Source organism: Variovorax sp. 10L426 (assembly GCF_056395305.1).
In genome coordinates this window covers 1-16,433 of the sequence record NZ_JBFTJF010000031.1, presented here as the reverse complement: position 1 = coordinate 16,433, position 16,433 = coordinate 1, and the positions used below count along the sequence as shown (strand labels likewise).

The window sequence follows — 16,433 nt, the reverse complement described above, 5'->3', positions numbered from 1 at the left end:
ATGACGAGACTTCGCCCACCCCTGCGCAACCTGGCGGACATCGAGGCGATCGAGGAAGTGCCGATCGGCGACCGGCTGGCGCAGCCGGTGTCGAGCTACGCCGCGATCGCCCGCCAGGCCGCCGCCACGCCGCGAGCGCCGGCGCTGACCTATGTGCACGACGGCGACCCGTCCGGCGGCGAGACGCGCTACGACTACGCGACGCTGCTCGCTCGCGTCACGCAGGCGGCCAATGCCTTCCACAGCCTGGGCGTCGGCCGTCGCGACGTCGTCGCGTACCTCTTGCCCAACCTGCCCGAGACGCACTTCACGCTGTGGGGTGCGGAGGCGGTAGGCATCGTGAACCCGATCAACCCGTTTCTGGAGGTCGACCACATGGCCGGCATCCTCCAGGCTGCGGGGGCGTCGGTGCTCGTCGCGCAGGGCCGGCTCGACACGCCGGGCATCTGGGAAAAGGTCGAAGCCCTGCGCGGGCGTGTGCCGACGCTGCGCGCCGTGTTGCGCGTCAGCGGCATCGGCCCCTGCCCGCCGTGGGCGCTCGACTTCGAGGCGCTCCTTGCGGATCAGCCGGACGGCCGACTGCTCGCGCCGTCGGCACCTTCGGGCGACGACATCAGCTCGTACTTTCACACCGGCGGCACCACGGGCACGCCGAAGCTCGCGCGCCGCACGCACTTCAACGAAGCGGCCAATGCCTGGGCCGTGACGACCGTGACCGACATCACCGCCAGCGACACCCTGCTCTGCGGGCTGCCGCTCTTCCATTCAAACGCGATGATGGTCACGGGCCTGGCGCCGTTCAGCGTGGGCGCGCACGTGGTGCTGCTGTCGCCGGCCGGCTATCGCAACCCGCGCACCATTCCGGCCTTCTGGCGTTCGGTCGAACGCTATCGCGCGACCTTCTTCAGCGCCGTGCCCACGGTGCTCTCCGCGCTTCTGAACGTGCCGCGCGACGACGCCGACATCCGGTCGTTGCGCTTCGCCATCTGCGGCGCGGCGCCGCTCGCGCCCGAGTTGTTCCAGCGCTTCGAGCGCGCGACCGGCCTCAAGCTGCTCGAAGGCTACGGCATGACCGAGGCGACCTGCGTCAGCTCGTTGAACCCGCGCGACGGCGACCGCGCGATCGGCTCGATCGGCCTGCGGCTGCCCTACCAGGAGATGAAGGTGGCGCATCTCGGTGCCGACGGCAAGGTGGCACGAGATGCGGCAGTCGACGAAATCGGCACCATCCTGCTGCGCGGGCCCTTCGTCTTCTCGGGCTACGTCAACGAGAGCGACGACGCCGGCATCCGCCTCGACGGCGGCTGGCTCAACACCGGCGACCTGGGGCGGCAGGATCCGCGCGGCTACTTCTGGCTGACCGGCCGCGCCAAGGACCTGATCATCCGCGGCGGCCACAACATCGATCCCGCGATGATCGAGGAAGGCCTGATGCGCCACCCCGCGGTCGAACTGGCGGCAGCCGTCGGCAAGCCTGATGCGCACGCCGGCGAACTGCCGATGGCCTACGTCACGCTGCGCAAAGGCATGCGTTGCGACGCGGCGGACATCCTTGCGCATGCACGCACCGCGATCACGGAACGCGCAGCGGTGCCGGTGGACGTTGTGGTGCTCGAAGCGATGCCGCTCACCGCGGTCAACAAGATCTACAAGCCCGCCCTGCGCCAGCAGGCCATCGCGCGCGCACTCGCCGAAGCAGTGCAGGCTGTGTGCGGTGACGTGGACGTGCAGGTGGCGGTCGAGCCGCATCCGCGCCACGGCCTGGAGGCGCGCCTGAGCGCCCGCCGCCCGAAGGGGCCGGAAGCCGAAACCCTGATGCAGGCCGCCGAAGCCCGGCTCGGTGCGCTGCCTGTTCGATGGACCCTCGCATGGAGAGATGAATGAACAACGTCGTTTGCGTGGCCGGCGTCGGCATGGTGCCCTTCACCAAGCCCGGCCGGAGTGCGCCCTATCCCCGGATGGGCGCCGATGCGGCGCGTGCGGCGCTGGACGACGCAGGCGTGGACTACCTGCACGTCGAGCAGGCCTATGCCGGCTACGTCTTCGGTGATTCGACCTGCGGGCAAGCTGCGCTCTACGAGGTCGGGCTGAGCGGCATTCCCGTCGTCAATGTCAACAACAACTGCGCGACGGGATCGACCGCGCTCTTCCTCGCACGGCAGGCCGTGGCCAGTGGCGCGGTCGAATGCGCACTCGCGCTGGGCTTCGAGCAGATGAAGGCCGGCGCGCTGGGCGCAAGCTTCACCGACCGGCCGGACCCGCTGGGCCGCTTCCAGGCCACGATGGAAGCGATCCAGGGCCCGGAGACCGCGCCGATCGCCGCGCAGTACTTCGGCGGCGCGGCCCGCTGGCATGCCGAGCACTTCGGCACGAAGGCCGAGACCTTTGCGCGCATCGCGGTCAAGGCGCGCAGCCATGCGGCGCGCAATCCGCTGGCCGTCTTCCGCGATCCGGTCACGCTCGAAGAAGTGATGGCCTCCCCCACCGTCTTCGACCCGATGACGCGGCTGCAATGCTGCCCGCCGACCTGTGGTGCCGCCGCGGCCGTACTCTGCACGGAAGGCTTCGCCCGGCGGCACGGACTGAGCACCGCCGTGCGCATCACCGCGCAGGCGATGACCACCGACCGCCCGGACAGTTTCGATTCACAGGACATGCGCAGGCTCGTCGGCTTCGAGATGAGCCGGAGCGCCGCACAGCAGGTGTACCTCGAAGGCGGCATCGGGCCGGAGGACATCGACGTGATCGAACTCCATGACTGCTTCACCGCCAACGAGTTGCTGACCTACGAGGCGCTGGGCCTCGTCGCAGAAGGCGGCGGCGAGCAGATGGTGCTCGACGGCGACAACACCTACGGCGGGCGCTGGGTCGTCAATCCCTCGGGCGGGCTGCTGTCGAAAGGGCATCCGCTGGGCGCCACGGGGCTCGCTCAGTGCGCGGAACTCGTGTGGCAACTGCGCGGCGCCGCGGGCGACCGGCAGGTGCCCGGGGCACGCGTTGCGCTTCAGCACAACCTCGGGCTCGGCGGGGCGTGTGTCGTCACGCTGTATCAGGCACACTGAGCGCCCTTCGTTGTGCAGCAAGGAGCACCCATGGCGCGGGCGGCAGGCAGGTCGGGCGAGGTTTCGCCATCGGCGACGGTACTGGTCGAGTCCAAGCTCGCACCGCCGCAACTCTCGCTGAGCCTGCTCGAGCGCAACCGGCTTTCGGCGCTCCTGCATGCGGGACTGGCGCGCCGTGTGATCAGCGTGACGGCGGCCGCCGGCTACGGCAAGACCACGGCACTGGCGCAGTTCGTCGCGCAGTTGGAGCCGCTCGGGGTGACCTGCGCATGGCTCAGCCTCGACGCCGAGGACAACGATCCCTTGCACTTCATCCGCTATGTCGCCGCGGCCCTGCATCACGCCGATCCACGACTGGGCCGCAGCGCGCTCGCGCAGATCGAGGGCGGCAGCATGGCCTCGCTCGACGCCGTGATGGCCTCGCTGCTGCATGACCTGATGGGCCACGATCGGCGGCTGATGCTGGTGCTCGACGACTTTCATCTCGTGCACAACGAGACCGTGCACCGCAAGCTCGAATGGCTGCTGGCCCACCTGCCGCCCACCTCGGGGCTGCTGATCGCGAGCCGCACGCGACTTCCGCTTTCGTTGAGCCAGCTTCGGCTGCGCGGCGAACTGCTCGAATTGAGCGCGTCGCACTTTGGTCTGGAACTGGACGAGGCTGCCGACTTCGTCGGCCGCGTCGGCGGCGCGCCGCTGGAGCACAGCCAGGTCCGGACCCTGCACGAACTCACCGAGGGCTGGATCGCCGGCCTGCAACTCGCTTCGCTCGCGCTGCGCGAAAGCGAGGACAAGGACGCCTTCCTCGCCGCCTTCTCGGGCACCGATCGCGACATCACCGACTATCTCGGCGAGCAGGTGCTCGACAGCCTGCGGCCCGAGCTGCGCGACTTCCTGCTCGGCACGGCCGGCTTCGAGCGCTTCTGCGCCGAGTTCTGCGACGAAGTGCTGCAGCGCGGCGACAGCCGTTCGATGCTCGCCGAGATCGAGGCGCGCAACCTGTTCCTTTCGGGGCTCGACCGCTCGCGCACCTGGTTCCGGTACCACCATCTCTTCGCCGACTACCTGCGGGGCCGCGCCAAGGAACGGCCTGCCGAGGCATCGCGCGCCGCGTGCCTGCGTGCGAGCGACTGGTTCAACCGCCATCGACTGCCGCACGAGGCCGTGCGCTATGCCTTCGACGGACAAGACATCGAGCGCGCTGCCGATCTGGTCGCGGAGTTCTCGGCGGAACTCGTCCAGCATCGCGGCGAGCATGCGACGCTGCTCGGCTGGCTGACACGACTTCCGCCGGCGCTGGTCCTGGCGCGCCCCAAGATCCGCACCGGCCATGCGTGGTCGCTGGTGCTCACCCGCCGCCACGCGGAGGCCGACCAGGAGCTCCGATCGCTCGAAAGCGCCTGCACGGACGATGGCGATGAAGCCGTGCGCAGCATGGTCGAGATGATTCGCTGCGTGTACTACGCGCTGTCCGACCAGCCCCTGCTCGCCAAGGCGGCGAGCGAGGCATGGCTGAGATCGTGGCCGCGCGCGGATGCGTTCCGCACCGGCGTGGTGGCCAACGTGCTCGCTTCGGGCTGCTGCGCCACCGACGGCTTCGAGCAGGGACTGCAGGCGCTCGCGATCGCGCGCCGCGCGTTCGAGGAATGCGGCGCGCACTACGGCCTGGCCTGGGCCAGCGCGCTGGGCATGATGATCGCGATGCGCCGCGGCGACTATCCGGAGGCCATGGCGCAGGCCCGCGTCGGTCTTGCGACGGTGGAGCCCAGCCTGGGTGTCGCCTCCTATGCGGGATCGATGCTGACCCTGCTGGCGGCGGAGGTCTGCTACGAACAGGGTGAGCTCGCGCAGGCCCAGCGCTACCTCGACCTCGGACTGCCGTTCATCGACGAGCATGGTCTGGTGGAAATGAGCGCGGCCGGCTACCTCACGCGCGCGCGGCTGCTTCGCCTGCGCGGCGATCTTGCGGCGGCGGACGCCTGCCTGCTCGAAGGCGAGTCACTGGGGCATCGACTGCGATTGCCGAGGCTCGCGCGCATCCTCGCGGCGCAACGCTGCGCCTTGCGGCTGCAGGCCGCATCGCTCGACGACGCAACGCGGCTAGCGCAGTCCTATGGCTTCATCGGCCCCGGCGCGACCGGCATCGCCGCGCAAGGCGCGCCCGAGGAAGACAGCGTCTGTCTCTCGATCCTGCGGCTGCGTCTCGCGCAAGGCAATGGCGCGAGCGCCGTCGGCGCCCTGAACGACGCGCTGCGCCGTGCCCAGCGCGACGGTCATCAGGCGCAGACCGCGCGCCTGCTGGCGCTCAAGGCGGCGCACCAGCACCGGTCGCAGGAGGCCGCCCAGGCGCTGCGCACCCTCGACGAGGCATTGGCGCTGGCTTCGCGGTGCGGGCTGCTGCGCAGCCTCCTCGATGCGGAGCCGTCGCTGCTGGACATGGCCGACGCCATCCGCGCGCGACGCACGGCCGTCGGCACCGCCGCGGACGGGCTGGCGCCCGTGGCCTACTTGCAGCAACTGCTCGAAGCGGGCGGCCGCAACGTGTCGGCGGCGCCGCTCGCGGCACCGCGCGAGCGCACCGAGGCGGAGGAACTGACCGAGCGCGAACTCAAGATCCTGCGGCTCCTCAAGGCGGGCCTGGGCAATCGCGAGCTGGCGCAGAGCCTGTTTCTTTCTGAAGCGACCGTCAAATGGCACCTGCACAACATCTTCGCAAAACTCGGCGTGAAGAACCGCATCGGCGCCCTGGCGCGTGCGCAGGAGATCTCGCTGCTCTAGGGCCTGTCCATGTGGGCAGTTGCCGCGGCTTGCCGACATTCGCACAATGCGTCCCAACGACCAACTTCCCGGGCCATGTCAGATTCCGACGTTCCGACCCTCTATCAATGGCTCGGCGGCAGCGACGCGCTGCTCCGGCTGACGACGCGGTTCTATGAACACGTCAAGGCCGACGCACTGCTGGCGCCGGTCTTCGCGCACATGGGTGCCGATCATCCGGCCCACGTTGCTGCGTTCCTCGGCGAAGTGCTAGGTGGCCCGACGGACTACTCGAAGAGCCACGGGGGGCACCCGCACATGATCCGGCAGCACTTGAACCGCCATTTGCAGCAAGACCAGCGTCGCCGCTGGGTTGCGCTGCTTCTGGAAACGGCAGATGAACTGGCGATGCCGGACGATCCCGAATTCCGATCGGCGTTGGTCGCCTATCTCGAGTGGGGCTCCCGGCTCGCAGTCATGAACTCACAGGCCGGCGTCACCGTGGACGCCGATGCGCCCATGCCCCGTTGGGGCTGGGGTGAGGTCAAGGGGCCCTATACCGGGTGAAGTTCGGTCCGATGCATGGCGCCTACACTCTGGCCCATGCCATGGCACGCGCGACTCGAACTCGACTATCAGCTTGAAAACCGCCGCAGCGTTGCGCGATTCACCCATGACGGCCCCTTGCGCATCCTCCAGAGCCTCTACCCCGAGGGCGATGCCGTCTGCCACAACGTGCTGGTTCATCCGCCGGGCGGCCTGGTGGGCGGCGACACGCTGGACATCCGCGTGCATGCCGCAGCGGGTAGCCATGGCCTGATCACGACACCGGGCGCGAGCCGCTTCTACCGCTCCGATGGCGAACTGGCGCTGCAACGCGCCGAGTTGACGCTGGACGCCGGCGCGCGGCTCGAATGGTTGCCGCTCGAAGCCATCTGCTTCAGCGGCTGCCGCGCAGAGAACCGCCTGACGCTGCGCGCCGCGCCCGGTGCCGAGTTGATCGGCTGGGACGTTACCGCCCTGGGCCTGCCCAACGCCGGCAAGCCCTTCGAACAAGGCACGCTGCAGCAGCACATCGAAGCGCCCGGCGTGTGGCTGGAACGCGGCCGGATCGATGCGTCCGACCATCGGCTGCTCCAGAGCCCCCTGGGATTCGCCGGCCATCGCTGCATCGCATCGATCTTCTTCGTCGCCGGTTCGCCGATCGCACGCGAGCGGCGGGAGGCCGCGCTCGACGTCGCGAGATCGCTGATCGACGGCCACGCGTTGCAGGAGCGCGCAGGCGCCACCAGCCCGCACGCGGAAGTCATCGTCCTCCGGGCGCTCGCGCCGGTGGTCGAACCGGCGATGCAGTTGCTGCGCAAGGTCTGGATGGCCTGGCGATCAGAACTCTGGAAGTTGCCCGGCCAGCCGCCGCGCATCTGGGCGATGTAGACGGAGGCGGCCGGACCGACGCCGACATGGACGCCACGCGCAGCGACATCCCGGCCCGTCTCGACCGCCTGCCCTGGTCGCGCTGGCACTGGCGCGTCGTCATTGCGCTCGGCGTGGCATGGATCCTCGACGGGCTCGAGGTCACGCTGGTCGGCTCCATTGGCGGCGTTCTGGAGCGGCCTGACACGCTGGCACTCAATGCGGCGCAGATCGGCGCCTCCGGATCGCTCTACATTGCCGGCGCCGTGATCGGTGCGCTCGTGTTCGGGCGGCTCGCCGACCGGCTGGGGCGCAAGCGGCTCTTCCTGTTCACCCTTGCCATCTATGCGGCCGCGACGCTGGCCACGGCCTTCTCGCCCGGCTTCACCTTTTTCGCCGTGTGCCGCTTCGCGACCGGCCTGGGGATCGGCGGCGAATACGCGGCCATCAATTCCGCGATCGACGAGCTGATCCCCGCGCGCGTGCGCGGCCGCGTCAACCTGGCGATCAATGGCAGCTTTTGGGTCGGTGCGGCGCTCGGCGCGGGCCTGAGCCTGTGGCTGCTCGATCCGCGCGTGCTCGGCCCGGTCCTGGGCTGGCGCGCAGGCTTCGCGCTCGGCGCGCTGCTCGCAGTGGCGATCCTGCTGGTGCGGCGCGACGTGCCCGAGAGCCCGCGATGGCTGATGGCGCATGGCCGCGCCGACGAGGCGGAGGCCATCGTGCGGCAGATCGAGACGGAGGTGGCATCGCAACACGGCCCGCTGCCTGCCGCCGTGGGCCACGTGACTTTCGGCGGAAGCGCACGTCCGGGCTGGCGCGAAGTTGCGGGTGTCCTGTTGCGGCGTTACCCGCGGCGCAGCATGGTCGCGCTGGCGCTGATGATTTCGCAGGCCTTCTTCTACAACGCAATCTTCTTCACCTACGCACTGGTGCTGACGCGCTTCCATGGCGTGCCCGAAGGCAAGGTCGGGCTCTACATCTTCCCCTTCGCACTCGGCAATGTGCTGGGGCCTCTGGTGCTCGGCCCTCTCTTCGACCGCGTGGGACGCCGCCGGATGATCGCGCTGACCTATGTCCTCTCGGGCGTCGGGCTCGCGTTGACAGGTTGGGCCTTCATGGAGGGCTGGCTCGATGCGCGCAGCCAGGCGCTGTGCTGGTCGGCGGTGTTCTTCCTGGCTTCGGCGGCGGCAAGCTCGGCCTATCTCACAGTCAGCGAAGTCTTTCCGCTGGAGATGCGCGCGGTCGCGATCTCGATCTTCTATGCGGTGGGCACCGGTGCGGGCGGTTTCGTCGCGCCGGTGCTGTTCGGCGCGCTGATCGAGACCGGCAGCCGCGGCGCCGTCGCCGCGGGCTATGCGGTGGGCGCCGCGCTCGTCATCGTGGCCGGGCTTCTCGCGCTGCGCTGGGCGGTGGACGCGGAGCGCAAGCCGCTCGAAGAGATTGCGCCGCCGCTGGGCGCCGGCGATCGCTGATCAGTATTGCAAGGTCGGATGCCCGGCCTCGACCCAGGCCTCCAGCCCGCCCGCCAACGGCCGCGCACGCTTCATCCCTCGCGCCAGCAGCACCTGCGCCCCCAACGCGGCCGAGATCTCGTTCGGACAGCTGCAATACAGGATGATCTCGCGGTCCTCGCCCTCGAAGGGAAGCTGGGCCCGCCGCTGCTGGATCTCCTTGAGCGAGATCGGCAAGGCACCGGGAATACGCCTCGGATCGACCTGAACGCCCCCTTCGCCACGCACGTCGATCACGATCGGCGGCGGCTCGCCCTTCATCAATCCCAGCAGTTCGCCCACGGTGACGCGCGGCAATCCCGTGAGGCGCAGCATGGTGCGGCGTCGCCAGTAGCGATACGCCACGAACACGGCCACGACCACCACCAGCGCAACGCCTGCGATGCTGCCCGCCTCGGACAGCGCCTCCAGCACGGCCTGGATCTGGTCGCGGAAGAGCCAGCCCAGGGCCATGAAAATCGCGGCCCACATCAACGCGCCCGCCGTCTCGAACGCGAGGAAGCGCAATGACGACATCCCCAGCGCACCCGCCATCGGCGGCGCCACGACCGAGACGCCGGGGACGAACTTGGCCGCCACGAGCGAGAGGCCGCCCCAGCGTCCGATCAGCGTCTCACTGCTGCGGACGCAGGAATCGGGCGAAATCGAGATCTTGCAAAGAAGCCGCATGAAGCGATAGCCGTAGAGGCGGCCCAGGTAGAACCAGATCCCGTTGCCCAGCACGCTGCCGAGCCACGACGCGACCACCAGGGCCACGAGCACCGCCGGCTGCGCCACGGCGGCCAGCGCACCGGCCACCACGAGCAAGGGCGCCGCCGGCAGGGGCAACCCGACACGCGAAACGAAAGTGGCGATGAACACCACCATCACCGCGTGTTCCACCATGAGCGCGGTCAATCGGTCCACGCGGCGCTCCCGGATGGCATTGGACGATCGGACGGACGCAGGGACATGGCGGGGTCTCGGGCTGTGGATCAACCCCGAGCGTAGCGCGTCCGGGGCGGGAACGCAGGGGTATGCAGATGTCGGAAGTGGGCGCGATCTGCCGGCCCGATTTCCGACTCAATCCGCGTATTGCCCGGCGTCCTTGATGACTTTCGACCAGCGCGCCATCTCGGTCTCCACGAATTTCCTGTGCCCAGCCGGACTGAGCCGGTCATCGCTGACGATCGTGAGGCCGAGCGCCTCTTCGCGTTTGATCAGCTCCGGGTCTTTCAACGCCACGCGAAGGGCGGCGTTGAGTTTTGCGATCACTTCTGGCGGAGTGCCGTGCGGGGCGTAGAGGCCGTGCCACACGGTCACGTTGAAATCGGGCAATCCGGATTCGGCCAACGTCGGGACCGACTGCAACGCCGGCAGCTTGAGGCGCTGCAGGCTGGTGACCCCATACGCATTGACGGTGTGCCCTTCAATCTGCGGCACCGCGTTGGTTGCTTGTTCGCACATCAGATCGACCTGACCGCTCATCAAATCGGTCATCGCCGGCCCCGTGCCCTTGTACGGAACCGGGGTCATTTCGACCTTGAGCGCGCTTTGCAGCATCAGGCCACAGAGGTGCGATGCCGAACCTAGCCCGGCATTTGCCAGATTCACCTTGCCGTTGTTGGTATCGATCCACTTGCGCAGATCGGCAAAGCTCCTTGCGGGGAGCATCGGCTTGCCGATCAGGGTGGACGGCGCCTCGTTGATCAACCCCAGGAACTCGAAGTCGTCCGGCGTCTTGTAGCTGAGTTTTCGATACAGCGATGGCGAGGTCGCGAGTCCGATGTGGTGCACGAGCAGCGTGTAGCCATCGGGCTTGGCTCGTGCCACGCGGGCCGATCCGATCGTGCCGCCGGCGCCGGCCGTGTTGTCCACGATGATCGTCTGACCCAGCGGCTTGCGCAGCGCCTCGGCCAGATCGCGCGCGATCTTGTCGCTTGGTCCACCCGGCGCAAATGGCACGACCAGCGTGATCGGCCTGTCGGGGAAATCGGCGCGGGCCAGTGCGCTGACTGCCAGCAGGCTGACCACCAGCGCGTTTCGAAACAGCTTCATTTTGTCTCCGGTTGTTTTCATTTTCTCAGGCCGACAATGCCTGCATCTCTCGGTAAAGATCCGCCTTGCCCTCGAAGCCGATCCCCGGCAGGTCAGGAAGGGTCACATGGCTGTTGTCGACCTTCAGCCCGTCGGGGAAGCCGCCGAAGGGCTGGAACAGGTCCGGATAAGACTCGTTGCCGCCCAGTCCGAGACCCGCCGCGATGTTCAGCGACATTTGATGGCCGCCGTGCGGAATGCAGCGGCTGGCCGACCAGCCATGCTCCTTCAGCATGTCGAGCGTACGAAGGTACTCGACCAGGCCGTAGCTCAACGCGCAATCGAACTGCAGCCAGTCGCGGTCGGGGCGCATGCCGCCGTATCGGATGAGGTTTCGGGCGTCCTGCATCGAGAACAGGTTTTCGCCCGTGGCCATCGGGTTCTTGTAGTAGTTGCGCAAGGTCGCCTGCAGCTCGAAGTCGAGCGGATCGCCCGGTTCCTCGTACCAGAAGAGGTCGTATTGCGAGAGCGCTTTCGCGTACTGGATGGCGGTGTCGAGGTCGAAGCGACCGTTGGCGTCGACGCACAGTTTCTGCCCGTCCTGCAGCACGCTCAGGATCGAATCGATCCGGCGCAAGTCCTCGTCGAGCGAAGCACCACCGATCTTCTTCTTGACCACGGTGTAGCCCCGGTCGATGTAGCTGCGCATCTCGTCCTTCAGCTTGTTGTGGTCCTGCCCTGGGTAGTAGTAGCCGCCGGCCGCATAGACGAAGATCTTGCGGTTCGGCTTGCCGTCTCCGTAGCGATCCGCGAGCAACTGGAAAAGCGGCTTGCCCTCGATCTTTGCAACCGCATCCCAGACCGCCATGTCGATGGTCCCGATCGCCACGGAGCGTTCACCGTGGCCGCCCGGCTTTTCGTTGGTGAACATGGTGTTCCAGACTTTGTGCGGGTCGAGGTTGTCGCCCGTCGCGTCGACGAGCGAAGCCGGATCGGCTTCGAGAATGCGCGGGACGAACCGCTCGCGCATCAGCTTGCCCTGCCCATAGCGGCCGTTCGAGTTGAAGCCGTAGCCAACCACCGGCTTACCGTCGCGGATCACGTCGGTGATCACCGCGACAAGGCTCAGTGTCATCTTGCTAAAGTCGATGTAGGCATTGCGTATGGGCGAGCTGATGGGAATGGTTTTCTCTCGAATTTCGACGATCTTCATGCGGGGTCCCAGATGGTTCTTGATCGCCCGAATGGTCCGCCATGCCGATTCTTTCGGCCAATGCTCTTTTTCGCTGCTTCCATGCACCTGACGAACCGCTCATGAATCTGATCTGGCTTGAGGACTTCGTGGCGCTTGCCGCGACGGGAAATTTCTCGCGCGCGGCGGAAGACCGCCATAGCTCGCAGCCTGCGTTCAGCCGACGCATCCGCGCCCTGGAGGAGTGGGTCGGTGCCGATCTCTTCGACAGAAGTTCGCAGCCAGCCAGGCTGACAGAAGTCGGCGAGTGGTTCGCAGGCGTAGCGCAGGAATTGATCACAAGGGTCGCCCGTGTCCCGGGGGAAGCCAGGAAGGTCGCCGAGGCCAGTTCGGTCACATTGCGCATCGCTTCCACACACGCGCTCTCCTTCACGTTCCTGCCGCGGTGGCTGCGAAGCCTCGAGTCGAACACGACACTCGGGCCGGTGCAGCTCATGTCCGATGTTCTGCAGCGTTGCGAAGCACTGATGCTGCAGAGCAAGGTCCAGTTCGTGTTGACCCATGCGCACATCAAGGCGCAGGGAGCGCTGGATGCGGAGCCGTACCGGTCGGCGCGGATCGGCGAGGACATGTTGATCGCGGTGTCGGCGCCGGACGGATCGGGCAAAGCGCGCCATCAACTGGCGCGCCGCGACGGATTGCCTTTGCCGGTGCTCCAGTACACGGAGGAGTCAGGGCTGGGACGGATCATGCGGGCCGTCGTCGGCCGCAGGCTGGAGCCCTCGACGGTGCAGTTCGTTTTCACGGCCCATCTCGCTTCCGTCCTCAGGACGATGGTGCTGGACGGGAGGGGCGTCGCGTGGCTGCCCCGGACGTTGGTGGAAGAAGACATCGCGCAGGGTCGACTCGTAGCCGCCGCAGGCGACGACTGGAACGTCCCCCTGGAAATCCGGCTCTATCGCGACGGCGAACCCCTGGGAAAGGCTGCCGAGGCGTTCTGGAAGACGGCGCTCAGTTCACCATGACGCGCGCCGTCATGTAGGGATGCACGGCGCAGACGTAGTCGTAGACGCCCGGCTTCGCAAAGGTGCGGCTGAAGTCCTGCCCCGGCAGCATCAGGTCCATGCCCGGCGCACCGTCGGCAAAGGCGATGCCGTGGGGGGCACCGTCGTGATTGGTCCAGGTCACGCGCTGGCCGGCGGCGACCGCGAGCTGGGCCGGCCCGAAGGCGAAGTTGTCGATCGAGACTTTGGCCGTGGTCCCGCCACTGGCCCGGTGCTGGATGGCGATCTTGCGCGGCGCCGTACCGACCTGAATGGTCGCAACCGGCCCACCAGCCAGGGGCACCACGCTGACGTCGTTCGATCCTTCGTTGGTGACCATCACCTTCGCGTGATCGGGCAGCACATCGACCCAGTGCGGCTGCTTGCCCACGGCGACGCTGCCGGTTGCGGTTCGCGTGGCAGGGTCGAAGAGCATCAGTTCACCCGGCCCCTGCACCACCACCACACCCGAGCGTGTGTCGGCGAAATGGTGCGCCACATGCGGCGAGACGCCGGTCGGAATCTCGCCCACCACCTTGTTCGATGCGGGGTCGAACACCTGCACCGCGCTGACGCCCGCCAACGTGACGTAGAGCGCCTTGCCGTCAGGGCCGAATTCGAGGTCGCGCGGCGTCTTCTCGACCGGCACGCTGGTTGCCACGGTGCGCGAAGTCAGGTCAATGACCACCAGCGCGAAGTTCCCCGGCGCCTGCGAAGAGACATAGGCCTGCTTTCCGTCGGGCCGGACCGCGATGGTGTGCGGTTTGGGCACCGGAACCGTGGCGGCGATGTCGTGGGTCTTGGTGTCGACCACTGCGACGCGGTCTTCGCCGTTGACGGCGACCAGCAACCAGCGGCCGTCCGGCGTGAGCGCGAGGCCCTGCGGCCCCTTGCCGACTTCGACGGTGGCCGTGACCTTGTCGCTCGCGGTGTCGATCACGCTGAGGCTGGTCGCCCCGGAGCCGCTGACGAAGACCTGCGCGTCGTCGCGCGCTACCGCGATGCCGTCAGGGCCGGTCGCCACCGGCACTGTCGCGACGACTTTCCCGGCGCCGGTGTCGATGACGCTGACGGTGTTGTCCTTGAAGTTGCCCACATAGGCCTTGGGGCCCGCGGCGGCGGCCGAGGCGGCCACGCAGATAGCCGCAAGTGCGGCGACGAGGATCGATGAAGGTTTCATGAAGGGGCTCCTTGATGCAGCGAGAAGGGACAGAATCGCCATCACGCATGACGGCCCGCGGCCCTTGCCTATTCCCGATTCCCGCTTTTGCGACTGACGGAATAAATCGGCGACGCGTCCCGTCATACAGGGAAGGAATTCGTTGAACGACCGCACGCGCCGATTCGAGACCGCGGCCCTGCCGCACCTGCCCGCCGCCTACAACCTGGCGCGTTGGCTGCTGCGCGACGACCAGCAGGCCGAGGACGCGGTGCAGGAGGCCTGTCTGCGCGCCTTTCGCTTCTACGACGACCTGCGCGGCGAGAGCGCCCGGCCATGGCTCCTGGGCATCGTGCGCAACGCGTGCTATGACGCGATGCGCCAGCACCGCCATCTCGCCGATCAGGTCGAGTTCGACGAGGTGCGCGACAGCGGCGTGGACGAGCCGGGCATCGGGTCCCGTCCGCGCGACGGCGGTGATCCGGCGACGACGTGGGAGCGCCGCGCGCTCGGCCGGCGCGTCGATACCGCCATCGAGGCGCTCGCGCCGCCGTTCAGGGAGGTGATCGTGCTTCGGGAGTTGGAAGAGATGTCGTATGAAGAGATCGCACGCATCGCCGGCATTCCCGTCGGCACCGTGATGTCGCGCCTGTCGCGCGCCCGCGCCCTGCTGCGCGAGGCGTTGCGCGAAGAAGCACCCCCCGCGAAACCCGGAGCGCAGCGCGATGCAAGCACCTGAAGACGACGAACTCGGCTTGCTGATTCGTCGCGAGGCGACTCGGCATGCACCGCCCGCTGGGTTGGCCGACCGCATCCGTGCCGAACTGCGCAATTCGGACATGCAGGCGGTGGTCCGCCGGCCGCCCCCGGCCAGGTCTTGGCGCTGGCTGCAGGCGATCGCTCTTTTCGGCGCTGGTGCAGCCACGGCCTGGGGCCTTGCGTTCACCCTGCTGCTCGGGCCCGCACCGGAAGCGCTCGGTGATGCCGTCACCGACAGCCACGTGCGTTCGCTCATGGCGGCCCATCTCACCGACGTTGCGTCGTCGGACCATCACGCCGTCAAGCCGTGGTTCGCGGGCAAGCTCGATTTCTCGCCGCCGGTGGTCGACCTCGCTGCGGAGGGTCAGCCTCTGGTCGGGGCCCGTCTCGACTTCATCGACGGCCGGCCGGTCGCCGCGATGGTCTATCGGTCCGGGCAGCACATCGTCAATCTCTTCGTCTGGCCTGCACCTGCCGACAAGTCGAAGCCGCCTCGGCTTCTTGCGCGACGCGGCTACAACCTCGTGCAGTGGACGGAAGACGGGATGCAGGCGTGGGCTGTGTCGGATCTCAACGCCGCCGAGCTGCAGACCTTCGCGAAGCTCGCGCGAGAGCGGATGGCGTCTGCGGAACCGCCTGCGCGCTGATCAGATCGCGACCAGCTGGCGCACGCCCTGCGCTTCCATGTCCTTGCCGAGGCCGCGCGCGATGACTTCGCCGCGCTCCATCACGAGGTAGTCGTCGGCCAGTTCCTGCGCGAAGTCGTAGTACTGCTCGCACAGCACGATCGCCATGTCGCCACGGTCGGCGAGCATGCGGATCACACGGCCGATGTCCTTGATGATGCTGGGCTGGATGCCTTCTGTGGGTTCGTCGAGGATCAGCAGCTTGGGCTTGGGGGCAAGGGCGCGGGCGATGGCGAGTTGCTGCTGCTGGCCGCCCGAGAGGTCGCCGCCTCGGCGGTTGAGCATCTGCTTGAGGACGGGGAATAGGTCGTAGAGCTCCGGGGGGATGGGGGTGCTGCCGGATTTGTAGGCCAGGCCCATGCGGAGGTTTTCCTCTACCGTGAGGCGGGCGAAGATTTCGCGACCTTGGGGGACGAAGCCCATGCCTGATCTGGCTCTTTCGTAGGGGGTCTTTTTTTGGATGGGGGTGCCGTTGAATTCGATGGTGCCGCTTTTGATGGGGACCAGGCCCATGAGGGACTTGAGCAGCGTTGTCTTGCCTACGCCGTTGCGGCCTAGGAGGACTGTGACTTTGCCTAGGTGGGCTTGTAGGCTGACGTCTCGCAGGATGTGGGAGCCGCCGTAGTACTGGTGGATGTTTTTTACGGTTAGCATTTTTGGGCTCCGTTGGGATTTTTAAGGCTGTTGGCCGGGTCTCGCCCCGGCGGGCGACTCACTTTTCTTTGTTTCGCCAAAGAAAAGTAAGCAAAAGAAAGGCGACCCCACTGTGCGTGTCCCTGCGCTTCGCTTCGGGCAACCTGCGGTGCTCGCTTCAGGCGGGGTCCGCGTGAAACTC

General features: G+C 67.6%; 14 protein-coding genes. 9 read left to right on the top strand and 5 right to left on the bottom strand.

Annotated elements, in window-relative coordinates; all coding sequences use genetic code 11:
* The 6 genes from AC1DHL_RS28260 (at nt 1) to AC1DHL_RS28235 (ending at nt 8,704) form a co-directional block, all read left to right on the top strand.
* The gene (locus AC1DHL_RS28260; RefSeq protein WP_478164142.1) at nt 1–1,884 is read left to right on the top strand and encodes an acyl-CoA synthetase; all 1,884 of its coding nucleotides are present in this window, start codon (nt 1–3) and stop codon (nt 1,882–1,884) included.
* Entirely contained in the window at nt 1,881–3,062 is a 1,182-nt protein-coding gene (locus AC1DHL_RS28255; RefSeq protein ID WP_478164141.1) for a lipid-transfer protein, read from the top strand. The genes AC1DHL_RS28260 and AC1DHL_RS28255 overlap by 4 nt, the downstream gene beginning before the upstream one ends.
* A gap of 30 nt (nt 3,063–3,092) precedes the next feature.
* Nucleotides 3,093–5,840 carry a winged helix-turn-helix domain-containing protein gene (locus AC1DHL_RS28250; RefSeq protein WP_478164140.1) on the top strand — a complete coding sequence of 916 codons (2,748 nt, stop codon included), beginning with the start codon at nt 3,093–3,095 and terminating at the stop codon, nt 5,838–5,840.
* Nucleotides 5,841–5,915: 75 nt separating this feature from the next.
* The gene (locus AC1DHL_RS28245) at nt 5,916–6,386 is read left to right on the top strand and encodes a group II truncated hemoglobin (protein WP_478105444.1); all 471 of its coding nucleotides are present in this window, start codon (nt 5,916–5,918) and stop codon (nt 6,384–6,386) included.
* A gap of 36 nt (nt 6,387–6,422) precedes the next feature.
* The gene (locus tag AC1DHL_RS28240) at nt 6,423–7,253 is read left to right on the top strand and encodes an urease accessory protein UreD (protein WP_478164159.1); all 831 of its coding nucleotides are present in this window, start codon (nt 6,423–6,425) and stop codon (nt 7,251–7,253) included.
* A gap of 26 nt (nt 7,254–7,279) precedes the next feature.
* A complete protein-coding gene (locus AC1DHL_RS28235) occupies nt 7,280–8,704 on the top strand; it encodes an MFS transporter (protein WP_478164139.1) in 1,425 nt (474 codons plus the stop codon).
* On the opposite strand, the gene AC1DHL_RS28230 is transcribed toward AC1DHL_RS28235, so the two are convergent.
* The 3 genes from AC1DHL_RS28230 to AC1DHL_RS28220 form a co-directional block, all read right to left on the bottom strand.
* The gene (locus AC1DHL_RS28230) at nt 8,705–9,649 is read right to left on the bottom strand and encodes a VTT domain-containing protein (RefSeq protein ID WP_478105450.1); all 945 of its coding nucleotides are present in this window, start codon (nt 9,647–9,649) and stop codon (nt 8,705–8,707) included.
* Nucleotides 9,650–9,805: 156 nt separating this feature from the next.
* Nucleotides 9,806–10,780 (bottom strand): tripartite tricarboxylate transporter substrate-binding protein, encoded by a 975-nt coding sequence (locus AC1DHL_RS28225; RefSeq protein WP_478164138.1) that lies wholly within the window; start codon nt 10,778–10,780, stop codon nt 9,806–9,808.
* A gap of 25 nt (nt 10,781–10,805) precedes the next feature.
* Entirely contained in the window at nt 10,806–11,972 is a 1,167-nt protein-coding gene (locus AC1DHL_RS28220; RefSeq protein ID WP_478105454.1) for a mandelate racemase/muconate lactonizing enzyme family protein, read from the bottom strand.
* Nucleotides 11,973–12,073: 101 nt separating this feature from the next.
* Here AC1DHL_RS28220 and AC1DHL_RS28215 point away from each other — a divergent pair, with 101 nt between their 5' ends.
* Nucleotides 12,074–12,976, top strand: coding sequence for a LysR substrate-binding domain-containing protein (locus AC1DHL_RS28215; protein ID WP_478164137.1), 903 nt, complete (start codon nt 12,074–12,076; stop codon nt 12,974–12,976).
* Here the strand turns inward: AC1DHL_RS28215 and AC1DHL_RS28210 are convergent.
* Nucleotides 12,963–14,174 carry a YVTN family beta-propeller repeat protein gene (locus AC1DHL_RS28210; RefSeq protein ID WP_478164136.1) on the bottom strand — a complete coding sequence of 404 codons (1,212 nt, stop codon included), beginning with the start codon at nt 14,172–14,174 and terminating at the stop codon, nt 12,963–12,965. The two genes, AC1DHL_RS28215 and AC1DHL_RS28210, sit on opposite strands and share 14 nt — an antisense overlap.
* Nucleotides 14,175–14,316: 142 nt before the next feature.
* Between AC1DHL_RS28210 and AC1DHL_RS28205 the strand changes: the two genes are divergently transcribed.
* Nucleotides 14,317–14,892, top strand: a complete 576-nt coding sequence (locus tag AC1DHL_RS28205; protein WP_478105460.1) for a sigma-70 family RNA polymerase sigma factor — start codon at nt 14,317–14,319, stop codon at nt 14,890–14,892.
* Nucleotides 14,879–15,559 carry an anti-sigma factor family protein gene (locus tag AC1DHL_RS28200; protein WP_478164135.1) on the top strand — a complete coding sequence of 227 codons (681 nt, stop codon included), beginning with the start codon at nt 14,879–14,881 and terminating at the stop codon, nt 15,557–15,559. Before AC1DHL_RS28205 ends, AC1DHL_RS28200 begins: the two co-directional genes overlap by 14 nt.
* On the opposite strand, the gene urtE is transcribed toward AC1DHL_RS28200, so the two are convergent.
* The gene (gene urtE, locus AC1DHL_RS28195) at nt 15,560–16,252 is read right to left on the bottom strand and encodes an urea ABC transporter ATP-binding subunit UrtE (RefSeq protein ID WP_478105464.1); all 693 of its coding nucleotides are present in this window, start codon (nt 16,250–16,252) and stop codon (nt 15,560–15,562) included.
* Between the last annotated feature and the right edge of the window lie 181 nt (nt 16,253–16,433).

Excerpts from the sequence above, each read along its gene's own strand:
- AC1DHL_RS28235 (WP_478164139.1), top strand. The coding sequence starts at position 7,280 with ATGGACGCCACGCGCAGCGACATCCCGGCCCGTCTCGACCGCCTGCCC.
- AC1DHL_RS28255 (WP_478164141.1), top strand. The coding sequence starts at position 1,881 with ATGAACAACGTCGTTTGCGTGGCCGGCGTCGGCATGGTGCCCTTCACC.
- AC1DHL_RS28245 (WP_478105444.1), top strand. The coding sequence starts at position 5,916 with ATGTCAGATTCCGACGTTCCGACCCTCTATCAATGGCTCGGCGGCAGC.
- AC1DHL_RS28225 (WP_478164138.1), bottom strand. The coding sequence starts at position 10,780 with ATGAAGCTGTTTCGAAACGCGCTGGTGGTCAGCCTGCTGGCAGTCAGC.
- AC1DHL_RS28220 (WP_478105454.1), bottom strand. The coding sequence starts at position 11,972 with ATGAAGATCGTCGAAATTCGAGAGAAAACCATTCCCATCAGCTCGCCC.
- AC1DHL_RS28250 (WP_478164140.1), top strand. The coding sequence starts at position 3,093 with ATGGCGCGGGCGGCAGGCAGGTCGGGCGAGGTTTCGCCATCGGCGACG.
- AC1DHL_RS28215 (WP_478164137.1), top strand. The coding sequence starts at position 12,074 with ATGAATCTGATCTGGCTTGAGGACTTCGTGGCGCTTGCCGCGACGGGA.
- AC1DHL_RS28210 (WP_478164136.1), bottom strand. The coding sequence starts at position 14,174 with ATGAAACCTTCATCGATCCTCGTCGCCGCACTTGCGGCTATCTGCGTG.
- urtE (WP_478105464.1), bottom strand. The coding sequence starts at position 16,252 with ATGCTAACCGTAAAAAACATCCACCAGTACTACGGCGGCTCCCACATC.
- AC1DHL_RS28200 (WP_478164135.1), top strand. The coding sequence starts at position 14,879 with ATGCAAGCACCTGAAGACGACGAACTCGGCTTGCTGATTCGTCGCGAG.
- AC1DHL_RS28260 (WP_478164142.1), top strand. The coding sequence starts at position 1 with ATGACGAGACTTCGCCCACCCCTGCGCAACCTGGCGGACATCGAGGCG.
- AC1DHL_RS28240 (WP_478164159.1), top strand. The coding sequence starts at position 6,423 with ATGCCATGGCACGCGCGACTCGAACTCGACTATCAGCTTGAAAACCGC.